Source organism: Brucella cytisi (assembly GCF_038433355.1).
Taxonomy (GTDB): Bacteria; Pseudomonadota; Alphaproteobacteria; order Rhizobiales; family Rhizobiaceae; genus Brucella; species Brucella cytisi.
In genome coordinates this window covers 1-20,993 of record NZ_JBCAUP010000029.1, presented here as the reverse complement: position 1 = coordinate 20,993, position 20,993 = coordinate 1, and the positions used below count along the sequence as shown (strand labels likewise).

The following is a 20,993-nucleotide window of genomic DNA, read 5'->3' as shown; positions in this document are numbered from 1 at the left end:
AAACTATTCCTTTGGTTCAAATGTGAGTGTTTCGACAAATGAGGACCATGCATCGAACGGCTCTGTCACTGCCATCTGCCGGCGAGCCTGTTCTTGCGACAGGCCCTTTCGGTTGACGAGACTGTTGAATACTGTCTGCATGATGGATTTCAGCTCGTCTGGCGGGGTCCCCTCGAAGCCGGTCTTGGGTGTGTCCTTCGCCTCAGCCGTATCCAGCCAGATTTGCTGGACCGGGACTGTTTCTTCTATGATCCGGAGCATCGCCAGAACGTCGGCGCGCAGTTGACCCGCCTGCTCGAGCACTGCGGCTACCGCTGTATGGTGTTCATCTATTCTGTATCGGATACCGCCGGACAGACGATCGGCACGCCACGCCGGTGCGACCGGTCCGGTTTTTGCGCTTCGATCCGGTTTGCCGCGGAACGCAAACACTTTTCGTGCCCGCTGACGGACATCTTCGGCAAACAGGGACAGGCGGGGACGGGCCTCCAATGGAGGCCGCGCTGTCGATTTTCGTATGTCGATCGTCCAGTCCTCATCGGCGCTGTTGGGTATATCGAGCCTGATCCTTGCAAGACGGAAAGGCTCTTCCTTCGTCCATGAACGGCCGCGACCAAGTCCGAGCCAATGCCCCGCTACGAGCAGGCGTTCGTTCCGATAGACGTAAAAGCCCTGCTGCGATGTCCAGCCATCGGGTCCGGCCGCCTCGGCCCAGGTTTTCTCAGGAAGACGATCCTTGTGCGGAAGAACAAACCCTTCGACCGCTATTTCGTAACCATTGACAGCGAACCGGTCGCGGCCGGAGCGCCACGTGTCCGATCGGCTTTCGAGAAAAGGGTCCCATGCCTGCACTGGCTTGCCGTTGATACGGATCGTCAGCTTCCGTGAGGCAATGTACCGATGAAAAACCATTGCCAGATGTTTCTCGATCACATCAATCACCTCGAGAAAATCCTGCGACCGTGCACCGCGCGGGACAATCCGGTCCATTTTCTCCCAAAGCACGAGCGTCCCATGGTCGAGAGGTTCCAGATTTTTCAAAAGCTCCTCTGACCCGGGCGCTGGCCCCTCAAGCAGTGACCAGGAGCCGCTCCTGTCGTCGCGCAGGACATCGAGGTCCCATCTAAGGACGCTGGTAACATTGCCTTTCCGTGATGCTACGGTAAGGCGTCGTGCCTGCGAAAAAGAGGCAGTTTTCAGACCGAGGCCGAACCGCCCGAGATCGCTCTTGCCGCGCTCTTCGAGGGGACCCTTTTCACCGAGACGCATAGCCCGATCAAGAAGCACGTCATCCATTCCATCGCCGTTGTCGAGAATGGAAATAGCACTCGATGTACCGTTCCAGACGAACGTGAGATCGACCGTCGTGGCATTGGCGGCGATGCTGTTATCAATGATGTCAGCAAGCGCTGTGGCTGCAGAGTAGCCCAGCCCACGCAGCGCCTCGATCATGGCACTGGCACGCGGTGGCGCATTTCTCGCACCTTTGATCAGTCCACTCAAAGGAACGCCTCCAGTTTCCTTGACCTGTTCGGGTGCCGGAGAATTCGCAAGCCCTTCGCTTCGATCTGCCGGATGCGTTCTCTTGTCACGTCGAATTTCTCTCCGACCTCTTCGAGCGTGTGCTCCTCAACGCCCCCCATACCGAAACGGAGACGAAGTACGCGCTCCGTTCTCGCCGGCAGCATCAAAAGCATTTCGCTTGTAAGGGAGCGCAGGTTTGACAGGTCATGTCGGCGGTCAGGCAGCGGCACTCTATCATCGACCCGCAATCGCGAAAGAGCAGGGAAAGGGGGGCCCGGGATGGCGAGAACGCTTTTGATCTTTCCAGGAGAAACTTGCAGTTCGCCCGCAATTTCTTCGACGCTCGCCTCGCGACCGAGCCCGGCCCTCGTTCGTTGCCGGATGCGTTCAGTCTTTCTGACAAACTCACCGATATGAACCGGGACGCGTATGAGGCGAGACTGGTCCTCGATGGCCCGCAACATTGCCTGGCGTATCCACCAGACCGCATAGGAACCGAACCTGCTGCCTTTGGTGCTGTCAAACTTTTCAACCGCCCGCATCAGCCCGATGTTGCCCTCCTGAATCAGGTCTTCTATTGGTAATCCTCTTGTGCGGTATCGGTACGCCAGCCAGGGCACGAGCTTCAGGCCTCCCTCCATACCCCGGTCTCGAGCCTTCCTGTAGGTATCGAGCGCCTGTCTGAGAGTTTCGAGGTCTTGCCTGTCCGAACTCTTTTGCTCGAGTTCATTGAAGAGCTTCACAAAATCCCGGAAGAAGAGCTCCGTTGCTGAGGGTTCGCTGACGCCCGATTCGACTGTCAGATCATCTTCGGTCACGGAGAAATCGCCGCCGTCATCAGCCTCTTGGGAGTCGTCCACAACCTCTTCGGTTTGCAGAAGTTCACTCTGCAAAGCCATGGGAGTTATCTTCAGAAGCCCGGTCAACGCTTCTACGAGGCGCGCTCGGGCTTCAGCAACCTTACCGAAAATTCTAACCTCTCGATCGGGGCTGAATGGTCCGAACCCGGCAATCTCCATCCTGTATTTCTCAGCTGTGTCCAGCTGGCTGGTGCACGCATCGCGGAAACTGTCGAAAACCTCTTGGCAGAGATGGAGATCCCGACTTGCCGGTTCCGCGTTGCTGATGCACTGGAACGGGTCCCCGGGACGGGCAGGGAAAATCCTGACGTTGGCCGCGGCGAGCAACTGCCGCAGTTGACGGATATGCTGCGGCTTGGCCCGCGCCCATGCAGTATTTACCGCCTCATCAGTAAGCCATCCCGCAGCCAGACCATTGGCAATCACTGCGTAAACGGACTGCGGGATCGCGACGGTGGCTTTTTCCGTCGTACTTGCGGGGAGAGAAATATCGGCGGTTTCCCACTCGTCGCGTTCCCGCGTCACACGGTGTGATGCGATAGCAACCTGTAGTGCAATCGCATCATGATCAGCGACACGATTGTCAGCAGGAGCATGAAACTCTGCTTCGGCCTCCCAGCCTTCGATGCTCTCCTCACCCGGATCAGCGGCTGCAGTTTCGTCTGGGACCGGAGACGGCGACACGGCTATTCTAGCCTCGAGACTGGCAGCGATAACATGATGACCGAATCTTGTGGCCAGGTCGACGGCAGTGCACCCCTCAGTGTCCCTGAGGGACACATCAGCGCCCTCCAGAACGAGCAGTTCGCAGATACCCGATCGCCCATTCGTTGCGGCTATCATTAGTGGCGTTCTGCCGTTAGCGTCCCTTCCGTTGACAGGTGCGTGTCGACGAAGATGAAGCAGGACCGATGCTTCCTCGCCTTTGATCAGCGCCAGGCGAAACAGCGGTGAAATACTGGCGGCGGGGGAGGACAGCTCGCGGACATGGCCATTCACCGGAAGCGTCCATCACTTCTTGTCGCGACTGGTTTATGCACCGACTCCCCCCGTATATATGCCCCCGACACATCTCTACATTGCAGAAGTAAAAAAACAACGCCCGTAAAGAAACTGGCGTGCTTCACCCCCAAACCTTTCTGCTCCTTGGTTTTCGGACCCGGATCGACGTCCTTTCGAGAGATCGGGAACGGGGTAGTAGCATGCGGTATCAAAAGCACGCTGGGTCAGTAAACCTGTTTTCCAACTTGTGTTGCTCCCAAAGAAGGAGACTGGTAGGCGAGGGGCTTGGAAACCTTTGGCAGGAGTTCTGGTATGGAAGCCGAATTGCCCGATGGGCAATATCCGTTCATCGATCGTCGTTATCCGCTCGCCGAGCTCGCGATGATCGAGATGCCACGGGCACTCGAAGAACTGTTGCGTGCCCAAGCGGCAGCACGAGGGGTGCTAATCGCTCGCGGACAGATAGTCGAGTTGCGATGCCAGTCCGCGGAATATCCTGACGCAACCTTTACGGTTTACTGGCCGCATGAGGAGGATCGCCTTCACATGCTAGCTCCGAGGGAGTTCTCTAAGGGCCGGGCATGATCGTAAGTTCGCAACTGATTTAACTGTGTACGCTTCACCGCAACGACCAAAAGCGGCGGAACATTTTGCGAACATGGCTTGCTGTCTGGGAATATTTTTGCCAGTTTGGCAGAAAATGACCCAGATAAATGGCAGGTGATTCGTGCAGCAAGCGCTCCCCGACGAGAACGAATTCAATCATTTGTGTCAGCGCGCCGGTCTCACCTCAGCTGAGGCCGCATCCTTGATCTCAGTTTCCGATCGTACTGCCGCCCGATATGTCAGCGGCGAGGGGCGCCCGACTGATCTAGCGCTCAGGGTGCTGAAAGACCTTGCCGATCGTAGATGCGCCGGCAAGGGGCCAATCTCATTCCGGTTCATCGATCTGTTTGCCGGTATTGGTGGACTTCGCATCGGCTTCCAGGGCATTGGCGGACACTGCGTCTTCACCTCGGAGTGGGACGAGAATGCCCAAAAGACCTATGGTTTGAACTTTCGCGACAATCATCGCCTTGCGGGGGATGTTCGCGAATATGCCGAAAACCCCGACCTGATTCCGGAGCATGACATCCTGCTTGCCGGCTTTCCGTGCCAGCCATTCTCGATCGCAGGTGTTTCGAAGAAGAATGCACTTGGTCGGCCCCATGGTTTTCTATGCGATACGCAGGGCACGCTGTTCTTTGATACCGCCCAGATCATCGCGCATCATCGACCTGCAGCTTTTGTGCTCGAAAACGTCAAGAACCTTGAAAGTCATGACAAGGGCCGGACATTCGCGACGATTATCAATGTTCTGACGAATGAACTTGGCTATCACGTGCAAACTCGAGTGATCAGCTCCGAGCACTGGGTACCGCAGCGCCGCGAACGTATTTTCATTGTTGGTTTCCGTGAGCCGACCGACTTCGATCTGAAGTCACTCAAGCTTCCGACAAATGGACCGAAGCTTGGCAGTATTCTGGATCCACATGACGAGGTCGATCCGAAATACACCCTGACCCCACGCCTGTGGGAGTATCTGCAGGCCTATAAGGAAAAGCATAATTCGAAAGGCAACGGGTTCGGATACAGCCTGTTTGGTCCTGATGATGTGACGCGAACGCTTTCTGCTCGCTACTACAAGGACGGTTCGGAAATTCTCGTCGCACAACCTGGCAAGCGGCCGCGGCGACTGACACCATTGGAATGCGCTCGTCTAATGGGCTTTGACCGGGGCGATCGCCGCTGGAAAATACCGGTTTCAGATACTCAGGCCTACCGGCAATTTGGCAATGCCGTCGTCGTTCCGGTGGTAGAGTTCCTTGCGGACGCGATGAAGCCATTTATCGAGTCCGCATTGCTGAGAGGCGCTGGTCGCTCATTGGCATCGCCTGTGACTGTGACGCGCCCCGATCGGGAGCCAGTTAGCGCGCATGGCTGACATCGTCACGGCTGAGGTTCGCAGCCGGATGATGTCGGGTATCCGTGGTACCAACACGAAGCCGGAACTTCTGCTGCGCAAAGGGCTCCATGCGATGGGGTTTCGCTTTCGGCTGCATGATCGCTCCCTTCCCGGAAAGCCGGATATTGTCTTTCCCCGCTACAAGGCGGTCATCTTCGCGCATGGCTGCTTCTGGCATGGCCACGATTGTCATCTGTTCAAATGGCCTTCATCCCGCCCGGAGTTCTGGCAGGCAAAAATTGGGCGAAACCGGGCCGTCGATGAGCGGACTGATGCAGCTCTGACGGAGGCCGGTTGGCGTCAGGCGGTCGTGTGGGAATGTGCCCTGAAGGGCAAAACGCGACTGCCTCTCGAGGATGTCATTCAGTCATGTGCTGAGTGGCTGAGATCGGACCAGCCGCGCCTAGAAATCAGGGGAGGGTAGAATGCGCCGCGGGCTTTTGTCCGATCTCTTCACCGGAGTCGTCGCCAAGCGTTTGACGCTGGTTGAAACCATCACGCACAAATCGAATCAGCACGAGTTTCAGGGCACGAGACCACTTCGCCGGCTTCTGGGTGACGATGATCGCAGAGGTATCGCGACACGCTTCATCTGGATATCCGGCGAGCAGGAAGCCCTGGCGGAAGAAGGCTTCATGAGCTGGTCTAATGTCCGCAAAGGAAAGCCGCGCGCACCGGAGTATCATCTCTACTATTCCTCAAACGCCGTCACCGAGCTTATGCAGCCTGGCGACATGCTGTTTCTGGCTTTGCAGCAAGATGGCTCGATTCTTGTCGTTGTAACGCCCTCTGCTACAATCCAGAACCAGCTCATCTGGTTATTTGCGCTGGAGGAGCAGCCCGAATTCGCCTTTACATTCCAGGAGATCGATGGCGCACATAATGCCGAACTCGATTTTGCAGCGCGCTATATTCTCGATGAGCTGGGGATCGAGCCGGAGGAGCCTGAAGCCGATCGGCTCGATAGCCTCATCGAACGCTTCGGTCTCGACTTCCCGAAAACACGCGTGTTTTCGGAGCTTGCGCGAACATCGATGCCGGAGGTTTCGGCTGCAGATAATCCGGACCTCGCGCTGATCTCATGGATGGATCGCGAGGAACAGCTTTTTAAAAGGCTGGAACGGCGTATCGTCGCCGCACGTATTGGAAGCGGTTTTGGTGCGCTTGGCGACGCAGACGTTGAAGGATTTCTGGCGTTTTCGTTGAGCGTACAGAACCGACGAAAGGCGCGGGCGGGACAGGCTCTCGAAAATCATCTTGAGGCAGTTTTTGCCGCCCAGCAGATTCGATACGTTCGGGGCGCGGAGACAGAGAACCGGAACAAGCCCGATTTTCTGTTCCCGGGGCAGAATGAGTATCGTGATCCGCTGTATCCGGAAGCAAGGCTGACGATGCTCGGTGCCAAGTCGACGCTGAAAGATCGCTGGCGCCAGGTTCTGTCGGAGGCTCTCCGGATCCCGGAAAAACACCTTCTTACCCTTGAGCCCGGGATATCAGAAAACCAGACTGACGAGATGCAGGCCAAGAAGCTGCAGCTCGTCGTGCCGAAGCGGTTGCACAATACCTACCGGCTGACACAGCAGGCGTGGCTGATGGATGTTGCCGACTTTATCTCTGTGGTGCGATCTCGTCAGGAGACCTGATCCACTCACTTGGAAGTCAGCAAGTGCGTGCGGTCGCACACTCACACAGCCCGGCATACGGAACGTGCCATGCGGGGTAAGTCGGTCCCGCTTCTCTTGCGACCGCTATGCTGAAGCTCCTGCGGCTGACCTGTTCCCGCATGACCCGTGTCGAGAACTCCCGAAATCCCGCTTGCCGCGGCGCTGTGCTGATTTCTCCGGTATTCTTCATTGTTCATCTGAGCGACCGCCCGCAGGCGGTCGAGGAAATTCGCCATATTTCGATTGGTACCTGTCGCCGGGTGCGCGCCAGTTTTTGAGGAACTGCAGAGGATCTATGCTACCCATCATTCGGCGAGCAAGTTTGACCCGCTCTTCCAGAAATTGTCGCTGCTCTTCAGCCGCCTCCACCAATCGATCCTCGACATCATTGAAAAAGCGTTCAACGAGCATTGCCTTGCCCCAGCTCTCGATGATTTCTGCGAGTTGCTGCTGGCTCTCCTTGATCGCTTGGGCAATCTTGCGTTCGTCTTCGCGCCGCTCGTAACGTTCCCACTCCTCCTCCCGCTCTTTTTTTCGCTTCGCCTCGGCTTCGTCCTCAGCTTTCATTAGCACTCGCAGTTTGTTGCTGGATGCACTTAAGGTCTCGGCAATTTGCGCAATGCCGCCGGTCAGCGGTTCAGATTCAGTGTCCTGCCAACTCAGGGTCCAGTCGACGCCTCTCTTTGGAGAGTAGGCCACTATGCGGAAGCGCCCGGAGGGCATGTCCTGTTCGGTTGTCCATGAGTGTGTCAGTTGCCATGCTTTCATCGACCGAACGAGCTTGCTGTCTTCCCGATAGTATTCGCCGTTCAGGTATCGCATCGTTACCCGTTCGGTCATTTCGGTCACAGCGAGGCCAACCGGGACGGTGTCGATGTAGACAATCGTCGGCCGGTCAGGTCCCCAGATGCTACCTGAATGGTAACGGCCGTATTTGCGGTCCTTGCACTCGATCTCCTGCTCCTTGATATGAATGCGGTGGTGGTCTTCTCCAGCTGGTGCGATATGCACACGATAGCCGATGCGGTCGAGTGCGAGGTAAAGGTGATTTGCGATCGATAGCGCGCGAGAAAGCGATGCTTCCGATGAAATTACGTCGGGCAGAATTCGCTTGTAGGGGCGGAGAAACTCCCCATCTTTTGCTGTGCGCGATTTCCTCAGATGCTCTTCTGCACCAACAAGCAACGGGTGATGTTCGAGGCGGCGGGTCTTTGCAACGGGACTTGCCTTCAGGCGTGTATCCATCTCCGTTGCAGGCGCCTTCTTTTCCCGGGGTTTCGGCGTAACCGGAGTAATTTCGATGATCGCATCGATACCGTCGGGCAGGGCGGGCAACTCGGCAGCAATTCCGAGTGATTTACGTGTCCAGTATCCTGATCCCGGGTAGGGTATCTCATGCTGCCTGCAAATCGCGGCCAAGGCTGTCCCCGTCAGGCCGAACTCCGGAGCAAGCCGGCTCAATGGTGCTTCACACACCCGGTTGTAAAGCTCGTTGCGCGTCAACTGCATAGGCATGCTCCTGTTTCACTAAGGCCGAATATCGCACCCGGTTAACAGAACGACGAAATATAAAGCCGGTGCATCGAAAGCGGCATCCTCGTTGGACACGGTGGGATCCGCGCCTCGGTTGGGGCTCTTTCCTGATTGCTCTGTGGGGGTAGCATGCGTCGGACAGTGAGATGCCCTGACCACTCGACCCTGCCGCAGCCCGTGACGGCGCAATCAACTTTGGTTGGTACTGTGCGTCTCAGTCCAGCGCGATACTCGGTTGCGGCGGGATGCTTAGGTGGAAGATTTTCGCGCCAAAGCCTCAGATCCTCTACGGGGTCGCAGTTTCGTTGTTCAAGAGCCGGGAGAATGGCAATAGCCGCGCGAATGTCTGACCTCTGTTGAGGAGACTAATTGCCATCTCCGACAGCGCGTTCCAGGGTAAAACTTATGGTCTCGCTTATCTTGCCGAGTGTTCCATCTTTGCGGAAGCGCCTGCCAGAAACCACGAACGTGACGCGTTTTTCAGTAGAGTAGAGTGAAATTGACTCTGCTGAAATACGCGTGAGCGCCCCGTTCTGCTGTGACGCGACGATGTCGCCAGGCCTGATGCCGAGAACGGCTTGCGCCAGATGTGATCGCTCGGCCTCGATTTGTTGCTCCCAGCGCTCCAGATCCGTTTCAATGTGGGCAAATGCTTCACGGGCGGCCTGAAACGGGCGATCAGCTCCAAACCAGATCCGATCGGCCATGGCCAAGATCTCGTTTGGAACCGACCTGTCTAGGGCATAAGCTGCGTTGGTGATCATCTCGTAGATCCGCTCGGCCTCATCGAGCGCGTGCAAACGCGACAGATAGGGTTTCACCTTCGCTTCGGAAATGCCAGGCGGCAAAACCTTGTCCTCCCCTCCATCCAGGAAGTCGATCGGCATAACGTCACGCAATTTGATCTTGCTTGTCGCATGTCGTTCCGGTGGGTTTTCCTCGCGCCACGACCGCCGAAACCATTCTATCCAGACAGGGTCTGACGAAATGCATAGGTAGCTATTCAGAATGAAATCTGATTCCGGCTGATAGAAATGCGTGCTCGACCACGCATGGTCCGCGGCCGACAGCGGTTGCACGAGGTGGCTAAGATTTTGATCCCGTGCGATCCGCGCAAGCGTTGCAATTCTGGTCTGAAGTTCTGCTGTCCACCTGACGAATACGATCGGACCTGCAGCCGAAAAAGAATGGCGCTTGCCTTCTGTCTCGAAAGCCAGCAATTGCGGACGGGCAAGAGGCATCAGTCGCTCGACGAGCTTGCCGATGCTTGCCCTGACCGACGTGCCCCATTTGACGGCAACCCGACCGCTCTCAGCCCACTTCTGTGCTTGCCCCTGGATCAAAAGCAGCGTCTGGGCGGCGACATCCTGATCAAGGTTCGAGATATGTTTCAGGCGGGAGGTATCGACCTGATGTTCGATGCCGCGTCTGCGAAGTTCCTCTAGTGCCTCATTCAGGAATTTTGATTGAAGCTCAGTGAAATGTCCGGCGGTGCGGGCTTGTAACGCGCTTTTCCGCTTCGCTTCCAATTCCTGTCGAAATGCTTTCAGGGCCGGGCGCCGCGGCATCTGGCCGGCCTCCACACGCGCCCAATATCCCCGCGGGGGCTTGGGAACCTGCAGTTTCTCGCAAAGCTTTCCGACTGCGACGTCGGATATGCCGAGCTCGTTGGCTATTTCGCTGGTCGGGCGCTCCCATACCAGTGCGAAGAGCTCTTCTCTCGACAGGTCGTGTTTCGCCATCCGAGGTTCTCCAAACGGCTGTCAGGCTGCAGCGTTTGCCTTTCCGCAAATGGCGGCACACCGTTCAAGCAACTCGTCGAACGTCTCGGCGTTCTCAAAGAGGAGACCGTCTGCTATCATGCTGGAGTAGTCTTCCTCGAGGGCTTTCCGTCCCTCGCCGGCAGGCGTCAGCATCAGGTTGCCGTTTACGGCCGCCTCGTAGTCAATTGGCGATCGATCGGCGGCTTTCTCGGCGAAGAAAATCGACTTATGCGTTGCGACGGCGCTTGCCAGTCCGCGGTCGGCTATCGCGCTGTCCGCCAGGCCAATGTCGTCGAGGCGCACGATGTCGTGCCAATGGCGCGAAAAGCGATCGCCCCGGAGCCGCTCCTGCAGGCAAAAGACATGGATAGCAGTTGCCTTCTCCCAGAACGTCCGCTCGGCGTGCATTACCCTCGGTTTGGCCGTCGGAAAGTCGACTCCATCAATGAGACTGGCTGCATCACATGCGATGTCTCGAACGCTGGCAGGCTCGCCCGTCGCCCTGGCTCCAAACTCCAGCATGACGCTGGGCGCGACATAGCCAGATCCTGAACCGACCGCCTGGTAGTCGATGTAGAGCTTGTCGGCCTCAATACGGATCTCCGCGGAAAGGGACTGCTTCTGGAGTTCACCGGCGATGACAGGCGCAACCGTGTCAGCTACCCAGATCGGTAGTCGCCGGCGCACCTCGCTCGACCAGCGCTTCTCCTCGCTCCGGGATTTCGGGAGCGCTTCTTCGTTGTCCCCGACAAGATCAGGGGCGAGCGCGCGGATGTCGTATGTGAGGTCGACGTCTTCGGAGAATCGTCGAATGGCGCTGTAGGCCTTCGAAAGCGAAGTCCCGCCCTTGAAGACAAGGCTCTCGCCGAGCGACGTGGCGTATAGCGTTCGAAGCGCCCAGACCACCCAGACGTCCTTTTCGAGCAAGTGGACCGGACGTTTCGATCGATCTGACGCAATGGCGAGAACCTCTCGCTTGTCCTCGGCCGAGAGCTGCAGGAATTGATCAGCCATGCGCTGCCTTTCCGACGCTTCGAGCGAGCCAGGTCGGAAACTGCGATGCTGCAGCAACAAGCTCGTTGAACGCCTCGGGGGGCAGTTTCCGCCTGATGTTCACGAGGGCCTCGTCCGCTCGCTCCGGCCCCAGCCAGGCGAGCGCGCGTACAGCGACGCCGGCCGGCCGGCTGGCGAGGGACAACTGCCAGCGAGGGACATGCTTAAGCTCGACCTTTTGGCTTCCGACGTTCATTGTCCGGCTGCGCCCGGAGGTCAGGTAGATGGAGCGAACCGGAACCTGCGTCGTGAGCCCCAAGGCATTGGCGGCGGCCGCTCCATTCGAAACAATGACTTCGCCACGTTGATGTGCGACGGCCTCTACCGCTTGCTCGACAGTCGGCGGTCTGGTCCCGAACCGGGTTTTGATGGCTTTCATGTAGATCCCACGCCCAGTCCTGATCAGTTCTCCACGCTCACTCAGGCGCGACAAGGCCTGGTCTACTGCGGCCCGGTTTCCGAGATGCAGGAGGCTTTTCGCGGACAGTGCTGTGCCTTCCGGCAACTGCTCGGCATAGCTGAGGATTTGAGATGTCAGTCGTTGCATTGGCGTTTCTCCTGTCAGAAATATATGTAAGTTTCTGACACTTTACAAGCGGCTCCAACGATGCACTTGGCCCAAGGGTGACCATGGCGATATGCGAAACGTCCAGTGCTCTTGTTTTCTCATTGCTCAGCCAGTGTCTGACGGAGTTCGCCGACCCTCAGTAAAGGACTGCCGAAGGGGCGACACGGTATCCTAGGTTTCGATTTTGTCGGAGAAGATCGAGGAAAGCCGCAACTGCATCTCGCTCGCTGGCAAAATGCTGGACCTTCATCTGGCCGTGCACTCCGATCCGGCCCCAACGGCGCGTCAGGCAGATCTCGCCGAATAGACCAGGCTCGATCGCCATCGCATAGTAACGAGCCATGTTGCGGGCTTTGTCTGTGCGCTCGACGTAGAGCTGGTAGGGTTGAGTGAGCATGGCAGCATACTCGCCCGCCCGTCGGATTCCGTCCAACGAGAGATATGAATCGATTTCGTCTGACCGATTCATTTTCGTGAAGTTCCGTTGAAACCCATGGGCGGTCCGCCTGCGGCGTGTAGCTCTATTCGCTAACGCGAACGAAGCCTCTAGGTCACCACTCATACCGGTCCGATCTTCCCGCAGTGGTGAAAAGGTCCGCCTCCCTCCTGCTCCAGTACCTCGCACGCCGCTGGAGCCGAATTATTCGGTCTGCCAGGCTATTTGTCCTCGTCTCGCAGCGGGCTTCCAGGAAATTGCATCGCCTCGATTAGAACCGCATGCGCCTCCTTGATCAAAATGAGATCACGATCCCATTGACCTTCCGGGCCACCGGTAAACTTCTCTCCGTGGATGTAGCTGTTTCGGACCCGGCATACGCCGTTGATGATGACTTGCGCAACGTTGGTTAGTCGGGCCGGCTGTTCTGGCGACCAGGACATGTCCGATAAAAGTCGACGTGGCGGGTTTCGGACGAGTGTCGTGGCAATTTCCTTATCGATGACGTGGTCGAAGAAGGGTTTTCCGAGAGATTGGGCGAATAGATCCCAGTCTGCTTCGGCAGCTTCACGATTTTTCCGCAAGAAGCCGGATCGTTTCAGGGTATATTCAGTGGCGCGAAAGTCGCGGGCGAATTCTTCGGCAGCTGTGTAGGGGTTGCTCATGGCGCTCGCTTGCAATTATCGCAGCTTCGGGACTGCGCTATAAAAGTTTACAGATTTTGATATTGCGTCAATCGAGCGAAAAATGGAAATCGCGGTTGCAACGTAGACTTTCGCGAGGGGAACAGGTGCGGTCCAGGATAATTGCTTTCGAGATGCTGCACCTGGTGCCGTCGTACAATCGCGAGCAGCGAGAAGACGCAGCTGTGCTGGACGAAGGTGAATGGCTGGATCTACCGATGGAAGCGCCGACGATTGGTCCTGTCCGTGAGCACGCCACCCGTCTTGTCAATGAACTCGAACGAGCTCTGACGGAAGAAAACTGGCGGCCGGACGGGAAATTCGATCCGACCCAATTCGCAGGATCCTGGACACTTGGCCGGGTGGAGCAGCGTGTCCCGGCGCGCAAGATCCATCGCGGGTATCTCCAGCCCGTTCGGAACTTTCCCGTCGTTGAACGGGTCCCAGAACTCGTCCTGGCCTTTCTCACGAAAATCCCCGGATGGAATGATTACGTGAAGCGCGAAAATCATCCCGGGGTCGGTTGGCATTATCACTACCTGCTCGATCCCAGGACACGCTCAGATGCGCTTCTGGCTTGGGACACCAGATGGCAACGGCCTTCAGGATCTCCCTCTGCGTTGCATCCGTTATTCGGTGAGAAGCATGGGGAAGGAAAAGCAGATGCGCACGCGAAGCCTTGGCTCTGGGGAGACAAGAAAAAGAAGTCGATGTACGAAGTATGTGTCCGGGATTTGCTCAAATGGAAGATCGATGAATTTCGATGCGCATCCGCTCACGCCGATCCAGTCTGGCCAACGACAGGCAGCGTAACCCCAATGCCCTCGATCACAGCAGGCTCAGGTCCTTCTTCGGGAAAGAAAAAGAAACGATCGTGATATTCCCCACATCATGCTCTTTATGATGACGCGACCCACATACAAAATCATCCGGTTACTCGCGGTTCTCGGGCCGCGTTGAATGGTTCACTCCCGACAGACTGTAGGAGGGACGAAACCTGTTCTCGCCGACACAGGCCATCATGTCCTCGCGGCGGAACCAGACGGCGCGCCCGCATCGAAGCGGTGCATTGCCCGCGGTGAAGACAATCTGTTCGTCGGCGCGCATGCGCAGAACCGGTATTGCCAAGTTGTTTGACCGCAGCGTTTCCTCTATCGAGGCGACATGAATTTACCGAGCACTTTCCCTCGTTTGAAGGGGTTTCGTTTTCCGCGTGAAGTTGTGGCCTACGCCGTCTGGGCCTATCATCGGTTTGCACTGAGCACGGCCGATGTGGAGGACCTTCTTGCTGAACGCGGTGTTATCGTGAGCAGGGAATCGGTTCGTCTCTGGATCATGCGCTTTGGCCAACATTTTGCTGCTTGCATTCGCAGGGACCGGCCCAAGCCAAACGATAAGTGGCATATGGATGAGGCCGTCATCACGATCAGCGGAAAGAAATTCTGGTTATGGCGGGCCATTGACGCCGATGGTGACGTGCTCGACATTGTGGTTCAAGCTCGCCGCAACACCAAGGCTGCCAAGCGCTTTTTCTCCGGACTTGTCAGGCAATACGGTGAACCGCGTGTCGTCGTAACGGACAAGCTGCGCAGCTATATCAAGCCGATACAAAATCTCGCCCCGGCTGCTGATCATCGGGCCCACAAGGGCCTGAACAACAGAATTGAAAACGCACACCGCCAAACCAGGAAGAGAGAGAAGATCATGGGGCGGTTCAAATCGCCCCACCAAGCACAGCGCTTCTTGTCAGCCCACGATCAGATAAATACCGTCTTTCGTCCCCGCCGGTACAACCTCTCAGCCCGCTCCTGGCGACACGCCAGGGCAGATGCCTTCTGCCTGTGGTCCGACTACACCGCACAAATGACTGCTTGAAAAAGCAACCGCCGCGCGCCCCTGCAACCAATCACAAACAACTTGGCAATACCGTCTCGGCTTCCAGCCGCCGGCTCGACCGCACCCGGTTCAGATAGCCGTAAACGTACAACTTGAGCAGATCGGCGGGATCGAAACCCGGCCGCCCCGTCTCTTTCGCCATAGCCCGCACAAAGCCGGCTGCGGCAAGATCCAGGCCGTCAACGAAAGCCTCGATAAAGCGAACAGGGTTGTTCGACCCCACATAATCGTCAACCGCTTCCGGCAGAAGCAGTAATTGCGAGCGGTCTGTTCCAGAAAGGTGTGCCATAGCCAAATCTACCACGGCCGCCTAACCTCCGGAATCCCAAGAGGAATTCCCAGGTGATCTGAGGAAGCTTCGCGAAAAGGAGAAAGAACATCAAAGCTCTGTCAGTCGTTCGCCCAAGTGGAAGGCGTATTGCTTCAGGAGAGAAAACACTTGAAGTCCGCCGATGGAAACCGGAATTGACCCGTTTCGACGATTTGCTGATCGTTGAGAACGGCCGTTTTCTTCATCGCGACGGCGACCACGATGAGGATGGCGTTCCAATAGCGATTGTTAAGGTAAAGGCTGTGCGCCCTTTCACGCTCGCGGATATGGAAGCCGCCTGTGCTTCCTATTTTGAGGAAGGGTGGCTTGCATGGGAGTTGGCCGATGTGCGACCTGTGCACTTCAGTGCGCACATCATCGCGGCTCGAGATATCTACGAGGTTGATTTCCCCTCATCGTAACCTTGGAGACAGCCCCAGAACCTCAGTGCAGCTCCGGAGGGGAGTTTTCAGACAGTCTGCCTAAGTTTTGCGACAAAATCGCTGGCGCTGAAATTTCAGGGAAAAATCTGTCGCAAAATTCGGCTGCAAAAGTCAGGCTTGCGCGCCAACAGGCGGCACCACGCCGCGCCGCCGGAAAGCTGAATCAGCGTCAGCACCTTGCCACAAGGCGCTGATGCCGGAGGCGCAGGTCGGGCTCCATGAATTCCGGCTTTTCCATCGAAAGCACAATGCCCAGCACTTCCCGCTTTATCGTGCCGGCTTTCAGTTCACGTTCCATCCGATCGTAATAGGCATGGCCGTTGGCGTAGATTTGCGCGCCGAAGCCTGTGAGCAGATCGAAATCCCGATCTGGATCGGCATGGCGCAGGAACGCGACCACGGCATCGAACCATTCGGCGCCGTGGATCGAAAAGAGGTCGTAGGACCAGAGGTCGGGATTGTGTTCGCTCCAATCCATGCCGCCGAGCCGAAACCGCCGGTAGCTGTCGAACAGGTGCTCGCTGGTGTAGAGAAGCTCCGGTAGGATTGTCGGGGTCCATCCTACTCCCTCGATCTCGACGGCATCGAAATGCTCGACAGGAGCCGGGGAATCCCAATCAACAAGGACGAATCCACCGGACGCCGCCTCGATCTCGCCGACCTTGCCGCACCTGGTCAGGCGAAGGCGCCTCGCGCCCGGTTCGCACGGCCACCAGCCGGCGAAGATTCCGAACTCCGCGACCCGGCGACCCATCCGTGGGAAGGGAACGCCCGGATGGAGAAATGATCCTTCGCGCGCCTCGAGGATGGGGCGGCGCGCGTGCGGACGATGGTCGATACTGGCCAGCCGCCGCTCGGGTGGCCGACCTTCGGTGAGCAGGACCATCGCCTCAGCCGCCGGGCCCTGCCAGAAGGACAGAACGTGCAGGCCACGACCCTCGATATGCACTGCCGTCCATTCGGCCTGGAAGTCGGAGAAATCCGGTAGCTGGACATCAAAATCGGCGCGCTCTTGCAGCGCCTCGTATGCCAGGATCAGCATTTCATCGTGATCTTCCAACTCGTTGCGCCTATTCAAACAGCCTGAACGCCCTCTCGTAGCGCCCCTGGCCAACCCAGCGGCTTTGATAATCACGACCGTCGATCATCTCCCGCTTCGTCATCAGCATCGGAACCACCTGATGGGAGTTTTCAGACGGTCTGCCCAAGACTTGCGACACTTAAGAATATGACGGGTAAAATATCGTGGCAAAAAAGGCAATCAAACTGGAACTGGCAGAATTTGACCTTAGGATTCTCAATGGGTTATACTGAACCCAAAGGCCAAATATCGTGTCATATGACAACGATGTCGAATGACACGATATTTGGCCTTTTTGGCCACTATCTTGCCTTTGGGTCAGGATTGCTGACCTTTCCCAAGGATTCCAATCACAATCGTACTGGTCGGGTCGACGGCTGCTTTCACCTAAAATCGGCCATCTCAACGCTCTGAGGATGACATCAACCCCCGGTGAATCAGGGAACAGGCGTTATGGAACGACGTTGGACTTTGTGATTGTCCCGCCCCTTGCAATTAATTAATGATTGCCTATCATTTCAATTATTAATTACTGCGTAAAAGGAGTCGTGCACTCATGGCCGCCGAAACCATCGATCACACTACGCTTTCCCGCCTCGTGGAAGCTGGCGCCGTGCGCGGTGCGCATGTCGTTGGTCAGGACGGCGGGTGGGCCGTGATGATCAAATACGGCATGGCCGAGCGGGCGCTCGCTGCACAGCGCAGCCGCCAGGTGCGACTGTTCAAGCGTATGGAAACCTTGGTTTCTTATCTCAAGGAGGTTGGAATCTCCCGTTTTGACGTCGATGCGGCCGACTATTCGCCGGAGACGGTCAAGACGCACTCACGGCCGGATCGTGCTGAAGCGCTGCGCCGTGCCCATGAGGCGGCCGCCCACGACAAATGGTTTCGTGAGCAGGTCGAGGAAGCACTGCGCGAGGCTGATGACCCGAATACCGAATGGGTTCCCCATGATGTTGTCAAACAGGACATGGCGCGCCAGCGCGCCGATCTGTTGGCCCGCATCAAGGGTGAAACTGAGTGAAGCTGGTCTGGCTTGCGCGAGCCCGCGCCAATCGTACTGATGCAATCGCCTATATAGCAGAGGAAAATCCTCATGCGGCGCTCGACCAGCTCGACGAAATCGAACGGCAGACCGATATGTTGATGGAATATCCGGAGATGGGGCGCGCTGGCCGCAAGCGTGGCACGCGCGAACTGGTCGTCAACAGGACGTCGTTCATTATCGTTTATCGGGTCCGGACGAGAGCGCAGCGCATCGAGATTTTGCGCCTCCTGCATGGCGCGCAACAATGGCCGTTAAACTGAAAGAGGCTGCTGGTTCCTCCCTTTCTCGTATATTATTGTGTGTATTTCAAACGTCTAGAGCGTATTGATGCCGTTCCAAGTAATATAGTACGGCACTGCGATGAAATAACTTCAGGAGTTGCGCATGCGTGTAGACATTGAACGTCACGATGCGATCAAACGTCGCCTGCGTGCAAAACGTATAACGTTCACCAAAATAGCCGAGGAACTCGGCATTACTAGTGTTGCAATCACAAGGGTTTGCCAGGGGCACGGTCGATCAGAGCGTGTCGAATATGCCATCGCGGACAAACTCGGCACCACTCCTCAAGAATTATGGCCCGATAGATACTGACGCAGAAGGTGTTGAAAGTGACCAGCACCGCAAATGGAAACGACCCCGGAAGCTGTAACTTCCGGGGTCGCTAAGAAAAATCGATTTGGTGTCGATAGTTCTTTTTCCCTCTATTCGAACAATTAGTCAAGCTTGCACACCGCGCGGGCGTCTTGATCTCCTCAAGGGCCAAGTATCGTGTCATTCGACACCTTTTTGTCGAATGACACGATACTTGGCCTTTTTGGCCACTATGTTGCCTTTGGGGCAGCATTACTGACCTTTCTCAACGATCCTTCGTTCTGTGTTGGTCCGAAACTGCGGCACAACCTCGGCGCATTGATTTCGTCCACGGTTGGGTTTCCGCTCTCGTTCCCGCCGCTCACCGGGCCGATTGAAGCATTACAAATCGAACTTGGTACGATAGCTGAACACGTCGCAGGTTCTGTGATTTTTGCGATAGCGGAGGATAACTATGAAAACTGCGATCGTATTTGACTGCGAATTTCTGTGCCTCGAAGGTTCACAGCGCAGGTTCTGGTGCGCAGCTCATGACCCCGACCCGGTTATAGCTCAGATCGGGGCCGTGAGACTTGGTCTCGAAGGCGAATTTCCGCTCTTAGACACGTACAAAGCGTATGTCCGGCCGATCGATCGATTCGGCAGCAGTTATGCGCTCGATCCATTCTTCACGAAGCTGACCGGCGTTACAGAAGAGAACATCGACATCGAGGGCGTGTCTTTGCAAGAAGCACTTTCGGGGTTCGACAGCTTTTCCGAAGGTGCCCGGTGCTGGTCATGGGGGAAGGATGAGCTGAACATGGTCGCGATCAGTTGCTACGTCGCAGGCATCGAGCCTTCAATTCCCGCCCATCGTTTTGACAATGCCGTAAAGCTTTTGTTAGCGTCGGGAATGCCGATAGAGGATTTGGCGAAGACGCCGAGCAACAAGCTTGCTGACTATTATCGTGTCGTGCACCCACCGTTGCAAGGGCATGACGCGCTTGATGATGCCCTATCACTGTCATACACGCTGCAATACCTGATGAAAGTTGGAAAGTTGCAGCCGGCGGTTTTCGACCTTACCGCGTCGTCGTAGAAGTCCGGGAGACTGTCCTAAAACTCGACGGGTTTGAGTCTTTTCGGACGTTTGCTGTCATTCGACGTGGATTTCCCGTACATTTCGACATTTCAGCGTTTTGTATGGCATATCGGTTCTCCTGGTCTCTTTCAGGCTGTTTTTGCGCGCCTGGAGCCGATTTTACTGGTCATGCCCTTGCTGCGGCGATTAAGCCCTGTACTCCAACCAGAGTGATGGCCCTTTTGATGTTGTAGGCGAGTGCAGTCAGGCTGAACTCGCCGCGGACATTTTCCAGCCGCCGCATCAGGAACGCGCCCTGGTTCATCCATTGTTTGATGGTGCCGAACGGATGCTCGACGCTTTCGCGCCGCCGATCCAGAATGTCAGGGCGGGCGGCAAGACGCGATGCCATGCGGTCGAGCACGGCCTCGTTCTCCAGTCGTGAGACACGGCGGAAGCTTTTGGTGCAGCGTTCGCGCAGATGGCACGCCTTGCAGGCGACGCGGTTGACTTAGTCGATCTTCACATTATCGCGTGACTTGCCGTAATAACGCGGCGAGAGCACCTGATCTCCGGGGCAAAGGAAAATGTCCTTGTTCTGATCGTAGCGGAATTCCTCTTTGGGGAAGAAGCCTTGGGCCACGGCGGGACCGCGGAGCGGCTTGGGCACGTAAGCAGTGATGCCAGCAGCCTCGCAAGCTTCGATGTCCTCGATCTTGAAGTAGCCCCGATCGGCGACCGCCTCGATCTGTTCCACGCCAAGCGTGTCCATGGCTGCTTCGACCGTAGGAGCCAGAAGGCCAAGGTCGAGCACCTAGTTGCACACTTCCTGCTCGGCGATCAGCTTGTGTCTGGTGTCTACGGCAAGCTGGACGTTGTAGCCCACTCCCACCTTCGTCATGCGGGCCATGGCGCGGGCATCAGGGTCGGTCAGCGAGATCTGGTCTTCGCCGGTGCGGTCCAATTCCTCCAGCATGGCTTTGTGCCGGGCGCGCTTGTCCCTGATTGCCGCGATCTTCTCGGCAAGTTTGCCCCCAGAGCGACCGCTCTCGCCATCAACGTGTTCCTCTTCGACATCGCCATCGTCAAGGCGCTTCATGTAGTCGGCCAACTTCTCGTCGGCTTCGCGGATGAACTTCGACAGCGCGCCACGCGTGAAGTTGCGGTCCTTGTTATTGACCGCCTTGATGCGCGTGCCGTCCACTGCCAGCAACTCCCGCCCGAACAGGTCGAGCTGGCGGCACAGGATGACGAACTGGCGAAACACCTTCCTGAAGGCCGAACGGTTGACCCGTCGAAAGGCCGCGATCGTGCGAAAGTCCGGCTTGAGATGCCGTAGCAGCGTAACGGCCCGATTGTTACCGTGGAGAATATGTCTTGACGCGGGCGACGATCTCTTCGTCATCGACAAAGCATTCGAGGAATTCTTGCCATTTTGCGGCTGATTTGCGTGCGTCGGCCAGCAACTGT

The 20,993-nt window shown here is 56.8% G+C and carries 23 protein-coding genes and 3 pseudogenes; 12 read left to right on the top strand and 14 right to left on the bottom strand.

The annotated features are described in order from the left end of the window. Positions 1-3: 3 nt before the first annotated feature. Positions 4-1,503 carry an ATP-binding protein gene (locus AAE521_RS22205; RefSeq protein ID WP_342062503.1) on the bottom strand — a complete coding sequence of 500 codons (1,500 nt, stop codon included), beginning with the start codon at positions 1,501-1,503 and terminating at the stop codon, positions 4-6. Continuing rightward, positions 1,500-3,383, bottom strand: coding sequence for a sigma-70 family RNA polymerase sigma factor (locus AAE521_RS22200; protein WP_342062502.1), 1,884 nt, complete (start codon positions 3,381-3,383; stop codon positions 1,500-1,502). Before AAE521_RS22200 ends, AAE521_RS22205 begins: the two co-directional genes overlap by 4 nt. 315 nt (positions 3,384-3,698) lie before the next feature. Between AAE521_RS22200 and AAE521_RS22195 the strand changes: the two genes are divergently transcribed. The 4 genes from AAE521_RS22195 to AAE521_RS22180 all read left to right on the top strand — a co-directional run bounded on the left by AAE521_RS22195 (position 3,699) and on the right by AAE521_RS22180 (position 7,034). Continuing rightward, positions 3,699-3,971 (top strand): hypothetical protein, encoded by a 273-nt coding sequence (locus AAE521_RS22195; protein WP_342062501.1) that lies wholly within the window; start codon positions 3,699-3,701, stop codon positions 3,969-3,971. A 142-nt stretch (positions 3,972-4,113) separates the two neighbouring features. Then, positions 4,114-5,370, top strand: coding sequence for a DNA (cytosine-5-)-methyltransferase (gene dcm, locus AAE521_RS22190; protein ID WP_342062500.1), 1,257 nt, complete (start codon positions 4,114-4,116; stop codon positions 5,368-5,370). Beyond that, positions 5,363-5,815 (top strand): very short patch repair endonuclease, encoded by a 453-nt coding sequence (locus AAE521_RS22185; protein WP_342062499.1) that lies wholly within the window; start codon positions 5,363-5,365, stop codon positions 5,813-5,815. Before dcm ends, AAE521_RS22185 begins: the two co-directional genes overlap by 8 nt. Before the next feature lies 1 nt (position 5,816). After that, positions 5,817-7,034, top strand: coding sequence for a type II restriction endonuclease (locus AAE521_RS22180; protein ID WP_342062498.1), 1,218 nt, complete (start codon positions 5,817-5,819; stop codon positions 7,032-7,034). A gap of 207 nt (positions 7,035-7,241) precedes the next feature. Here AAE521_RS22180 and AAE521_RS22175 read toward each other — a convergent pair whose 3' ends face one another. The 6 genes from AAE521_RS22175 to AAE521_RS22150 form a co-directional block, all read right to left on the bottom strand. Continuing rightward, a complete protein-coding gene (locus AAE521_RS22175) occupies positions 7,242-8,564 on the bottom strand; it encodes a hypothetical protein (RefSeq protein ID WP_342062497.1) in 1,323 nt (440 codons plus the stop codon). A 389-nt stretch (positions 8,565-8,953) separates the two neighbouring features. Then, a complete protein-coding gene (locus AAE521_RS22170; RefSeq protein ID WP_342062496.1) occupies positions 8,954-10,330 on the bottom strand; it encodes a hypothetical protein in 1,377 nt (458 codons plus the stop codon). Between the two features lie 21 nt (positions 10,331-10,351). Next, positions 10,352-11,365, bottom strand: coding sequence for a nucleotidyl transferase AbiEii/AbiGii toxin family protein (locus AAE521_RS22165; protein ID WP_342062495.1), 1,014 nt, complete (start codon positions 11,363-11,365; stop codon positions 10,352-10,354). Then, the gene (locus tag AAE521_RS22160; RefSeq protein WP_132657849.1) at positions 11,358-11,951 is read right to left on the bottom strand and encodes a DUF6088 family protein; all 594 of its coding nucleotides are present in this window, start codon (positions 11,949-11,951) and stop codon (positions 11,358-11,360) included. The genes AAE521_RS22165 and AAE521_RS22160 overlap by 8 nt, the downstream gene beginning before the upstream one ends. Positions 11,952-12,108: 157 nt before the next feature. Further along, positions 12,109-12,441, bottom strand: a complete 333-nt coding sequence (locus tag AAE521_RS22155; protein WP_342062494.1) for a WGR domain-containing protein — start codon at positions 12,439-12,441, stop codon at positions 12,109-12,111. Between the two features lie 188 nt (positions 12,442-12,629). Beyond that, entirely contained in the window at positions 12,630-13,073 is a 444-nt protein-coding gene (locus AAE521_RS22150) for a hypothetical protein (RefSeq protein WP_342062493.1), read from the bottom strand. 95 nt (positions 13,074-13,168) lie between these two features. On the opposite strand from AAE521_RS22150, the gene AAE521_RS22145 reads away from it, so the two are divergent. Beyond that, a complete protein-coding gene (locus AAE521_RS22145) occupies positions 13,169-13,969 on the top strand; it encodes a hypothetical protein (RefSeq protein WP_342062492.1) in 801 nt (266 codons plus the stop codon). 55 nt (positions 13,970-14,024) lie between these two features. On the opposite strand, the pseudogene AAE521_RS22140 reads toward AAE521_RS22145, so the two are convergent. Next, a pseudogene (locus AAE521_RS22140) lies at positions 14,025-14,207 on the bottom strand (type IV secretory system conjugative DNA transfer family protein); the annotation flags it as partial. A 48-nt stretch (positions 14,208-14,255) separates the two neighbouring features. Here AAE521_RS22140 and AAE521_RS22135 point away from each other — a divergent pair. Further along, positions 14,256-14,966: an IS6 family transposase gene (locus AAE521_RS22135; RefSeq protein WP_342062491.1), complete on the top strand. Its 711-nt coding sequence runs from the start codon at positions 14,256-14,258 to the stop codon at positions 14,964-14,966. Between the two features lie 55 nt (positions 14,967-15,021). Here the strand turns inward: AAE521_RS22135 and AAE521_RS22130 are convergent. Further along, positions 15,022-15,276: pseudogene (locus AAE521_RS22130) on the bottom strand (transposase); the annotation flags it as partial. An 89-nt stretch (positions 15,277-15,365) separates the two neighbouring features. Between AAE521_RS22130 and AAE521_RS22125 the strand changes: the two are divergent. Continuing rightward, entirely contained in the window at positions 15,366-15,719 is a 354-nt protein-coding gene (locus AAE521_RS22125; protein ID WP_084094073.1) for an ASCH domain-containing protein, read from the top strand. A gap of 190 nt (positions 15,720-15,909) precedes the next feature. Here the strand turns inward: AAE521_RS22125 and AAE521_RS22120 are convergent, their stop codons facing one another. Continuing rightward, positions 15,910-16,800: a hypothetical protein gene (locus tag AAE521_RS22120; RefSeq protein ID WP_143132712.1), complete on the bottom strand. Its 891-nt coding sequence runs from the start codon at positions 16,798-16,800 to the stop codon at positions 15,910-15,912. A gap of 577 nt (positions 16,801-17,377) precedes the next feature. Here AAE521_RS22120 and AAE521_RS22115 point away from each other — a divergent pair. The 5 genes from AAE521_RS22115 (at position 17,378) to AAE521_RS22095 (ending at position 19,541) form a co-directional block, all read left to right on the top strand. Then, the gene (locus tag AAE521_RS22115; RefSeq protein ID WP_342062490.1) at positions 17,378-17,845 is read left to right on the top strand and encodes a hypothetical protein; all 468 of its coding nucleotides are present in this window, start codon (positions 17,378-17,380) and stop codon (positions 17,843-17,845) included. After that, a complete protein-coding gene (locus tag AAE521_RS22110) occupies positions 17,842-18,129 on the top strand; it encodes a type II toxin-antitoxin system RelE/ParE family toxin (RefSeq protein WP_342062489.1) in 288 nt (95 codons plus the stop codon). Before AAE521_RS22115 ends, AAE521_RS22110 begins: the two co-directional genes overlap by 4 nt. Before the next feature lie 124 nt (positions 18,130-18,253). Beyond that, positions 18,254-18,463 carry a helix-turn-helix domain-containing protein gene (locus AAE521_RS22105; RefSeq protein WP_342062488.1) on the top strand — a complete coding sequence of 70 codons (210 nt, stop codon included), beginning with the start codon at positions 18,254-18,256 and terminating at the stop codon, positions 18,461-18,463. Positions 18,464-18,640: 177 nt separating this feature from the next. Beyond that, positions 18,641-18,940: a hypothetical protein gene (locus AAE521_RS22100; protein ID WP_342062487.1), complete on the top strand. Its 300-nt coding sequence runs from the start codon at positions 18,641-18,643 to the stop codon at positions 18,938-18,940. After that, on the top strand, positions 18,918-19,541 hold the full coding sequence (locus AAE521_RS22095) for a 3'-5' exonuclease (protein ID WP_342062486.1): 624 nt from the start codon (positions 18,918-18,920) through the stop codon (positions 19,539-19,541). The genes AAE521_RS22100 and AAE521_RS22095 overlap by 23 nt, the downstream gene beginning before the upstream one ends. A gap of 169 nt (positions 19,542-19,710) precedes the next feature. Here AAE521_RS22095 and AAE521_RS22090 read toward each other — a convergent pair. The 3 genes and pseudogenes from AAE521_RS22090 to AAE521_RS22080 form a co-directional block, all read right to left on the bottom strand. Then, a pseudogene (locus tag AAE521_RS22090) lies at positions 19,711-20,016 on the bottom strand (transposase); the annotation flags it as partial. A gap of 18 nt (positions 20,017-20,034) precedes the next feature. Continuing rightward, the gene (locus AAE521_RS22085; RefSeq protein ID WP_342062485.1) at positions 20,035-20,337 is read right to left on the bottom strand and encodes a hypothetical protein; all 303 of its coding nucleotides are present in this window, start codon (positions 20,335-20,337) and stop codon (positions 20,035-20,037) included. Continuing rightward, on the bottom strand, positions 20,338-20,928 hold the full coding sequence (locus AAE521_RS22080) for a hypothetical protein (protein ID WP_342062484.1): 591 nt from the start codon (positions 20,926-20,928) through the stop codon (positions 20,338-20,340). Positions 20,929-20,993: the final 65 nt, after the last annotated feature.

Coding starts and splice junctions, on each gene's coding strand:
- AAE521_RS22180 (WP_342062498.1), top strand. CDS start 5,817: ATGCGCCGCGGGCTTTTGTCCGATCTCTTCACCGGAGTCGTCGCCAAG.
- AAE521_RS22115 (WP_342062490.1), top strand. CDS start 17,378: ATGGCCGCCGAAACCATCGATCACACTACGCTTTCCCGCCTCGTGGAA.
- AAE521_RS22135 (WP_342062491.1), top strand. CDS start 14,256: ATGAATTTACCGAGCACTTTCCCTCGTTTGAAGGGGTTTCGTTTTCCG.
- AAE521_RS22155 (WP_342062494.1), bottom strand. CDS start 12,441: ATGAATCGGTCAGACGAAATCGATTCATATCTCTCGTTGGACGGAATC.
- AAE521_RS22160 (WP_132657849.1), bottom strand. CDS start 11,951: ATGCAACGACTGACATCTCAAATCCTCAGCTATGCCGAGCAGTTGCCG.
- AAE521_RS22175 (WP_342062497.1), bottom strand. CDS start 8,564: ATGCAGTTGACGCGCAACGAGCTTTACAACCGGGTGTGTGAAGCACCA.
- AAE521_RS22080 (WP_342062484.1), bottom strand. CDS start 20,928: ATGACGAAGAGATCGTCGCCCGCGTCAAGACATATTCTCCACGGTAAC.
- AAE521_RS22195 (WP_342062501.1), top strand. CDS start 3,699: ATGGAAGCCGAATTGCCCGATGGGCAATATCCGTTCATCGATCGTCGT.
- AAE521_RS22165 (WP_342062495.1), bottom strand. CDS start 11,365: ATGGCTGATCAATTCCTGCAGCTCTCGGCCGAGGACAAGCGAGAGGTT.
- AAE521_RS22105 (WP_342062488.1), top strand. CDS start 18,254: ATGCGTGTAGACATTGAACGTCACGATGCGATCAAACGTCGCCTGCGT.
- AAE521_RS22095 (WP_342062486.1), top strand. CDS start 18,918: ATGAAAACTGCGATCGTATTTGACTGCGAATTTCTGTGCCTCGAAGGT.
- AAE521_RS22170 (WP_342062496.1), bottom strand. CDS start 10,330: ATGGCGAAACACGACCTGTCGAGAGAAGAGCTCTTCGCACTGGTATGG.
- AAE521_RS22185 (WP_342062499.1), top strand. CDS start 5,363: ATGGCTGACATCGTCACGGCTGAGGTTCGCAGCCGGATGATGTCGGGT.
- AAE521_RS22150 (WP_342062493.1), bottom strand. CDS start 13,073: ATGAGCAACCCCTACACAGCTGCCGAAGAATTCGCCCGCGACTTTCGC.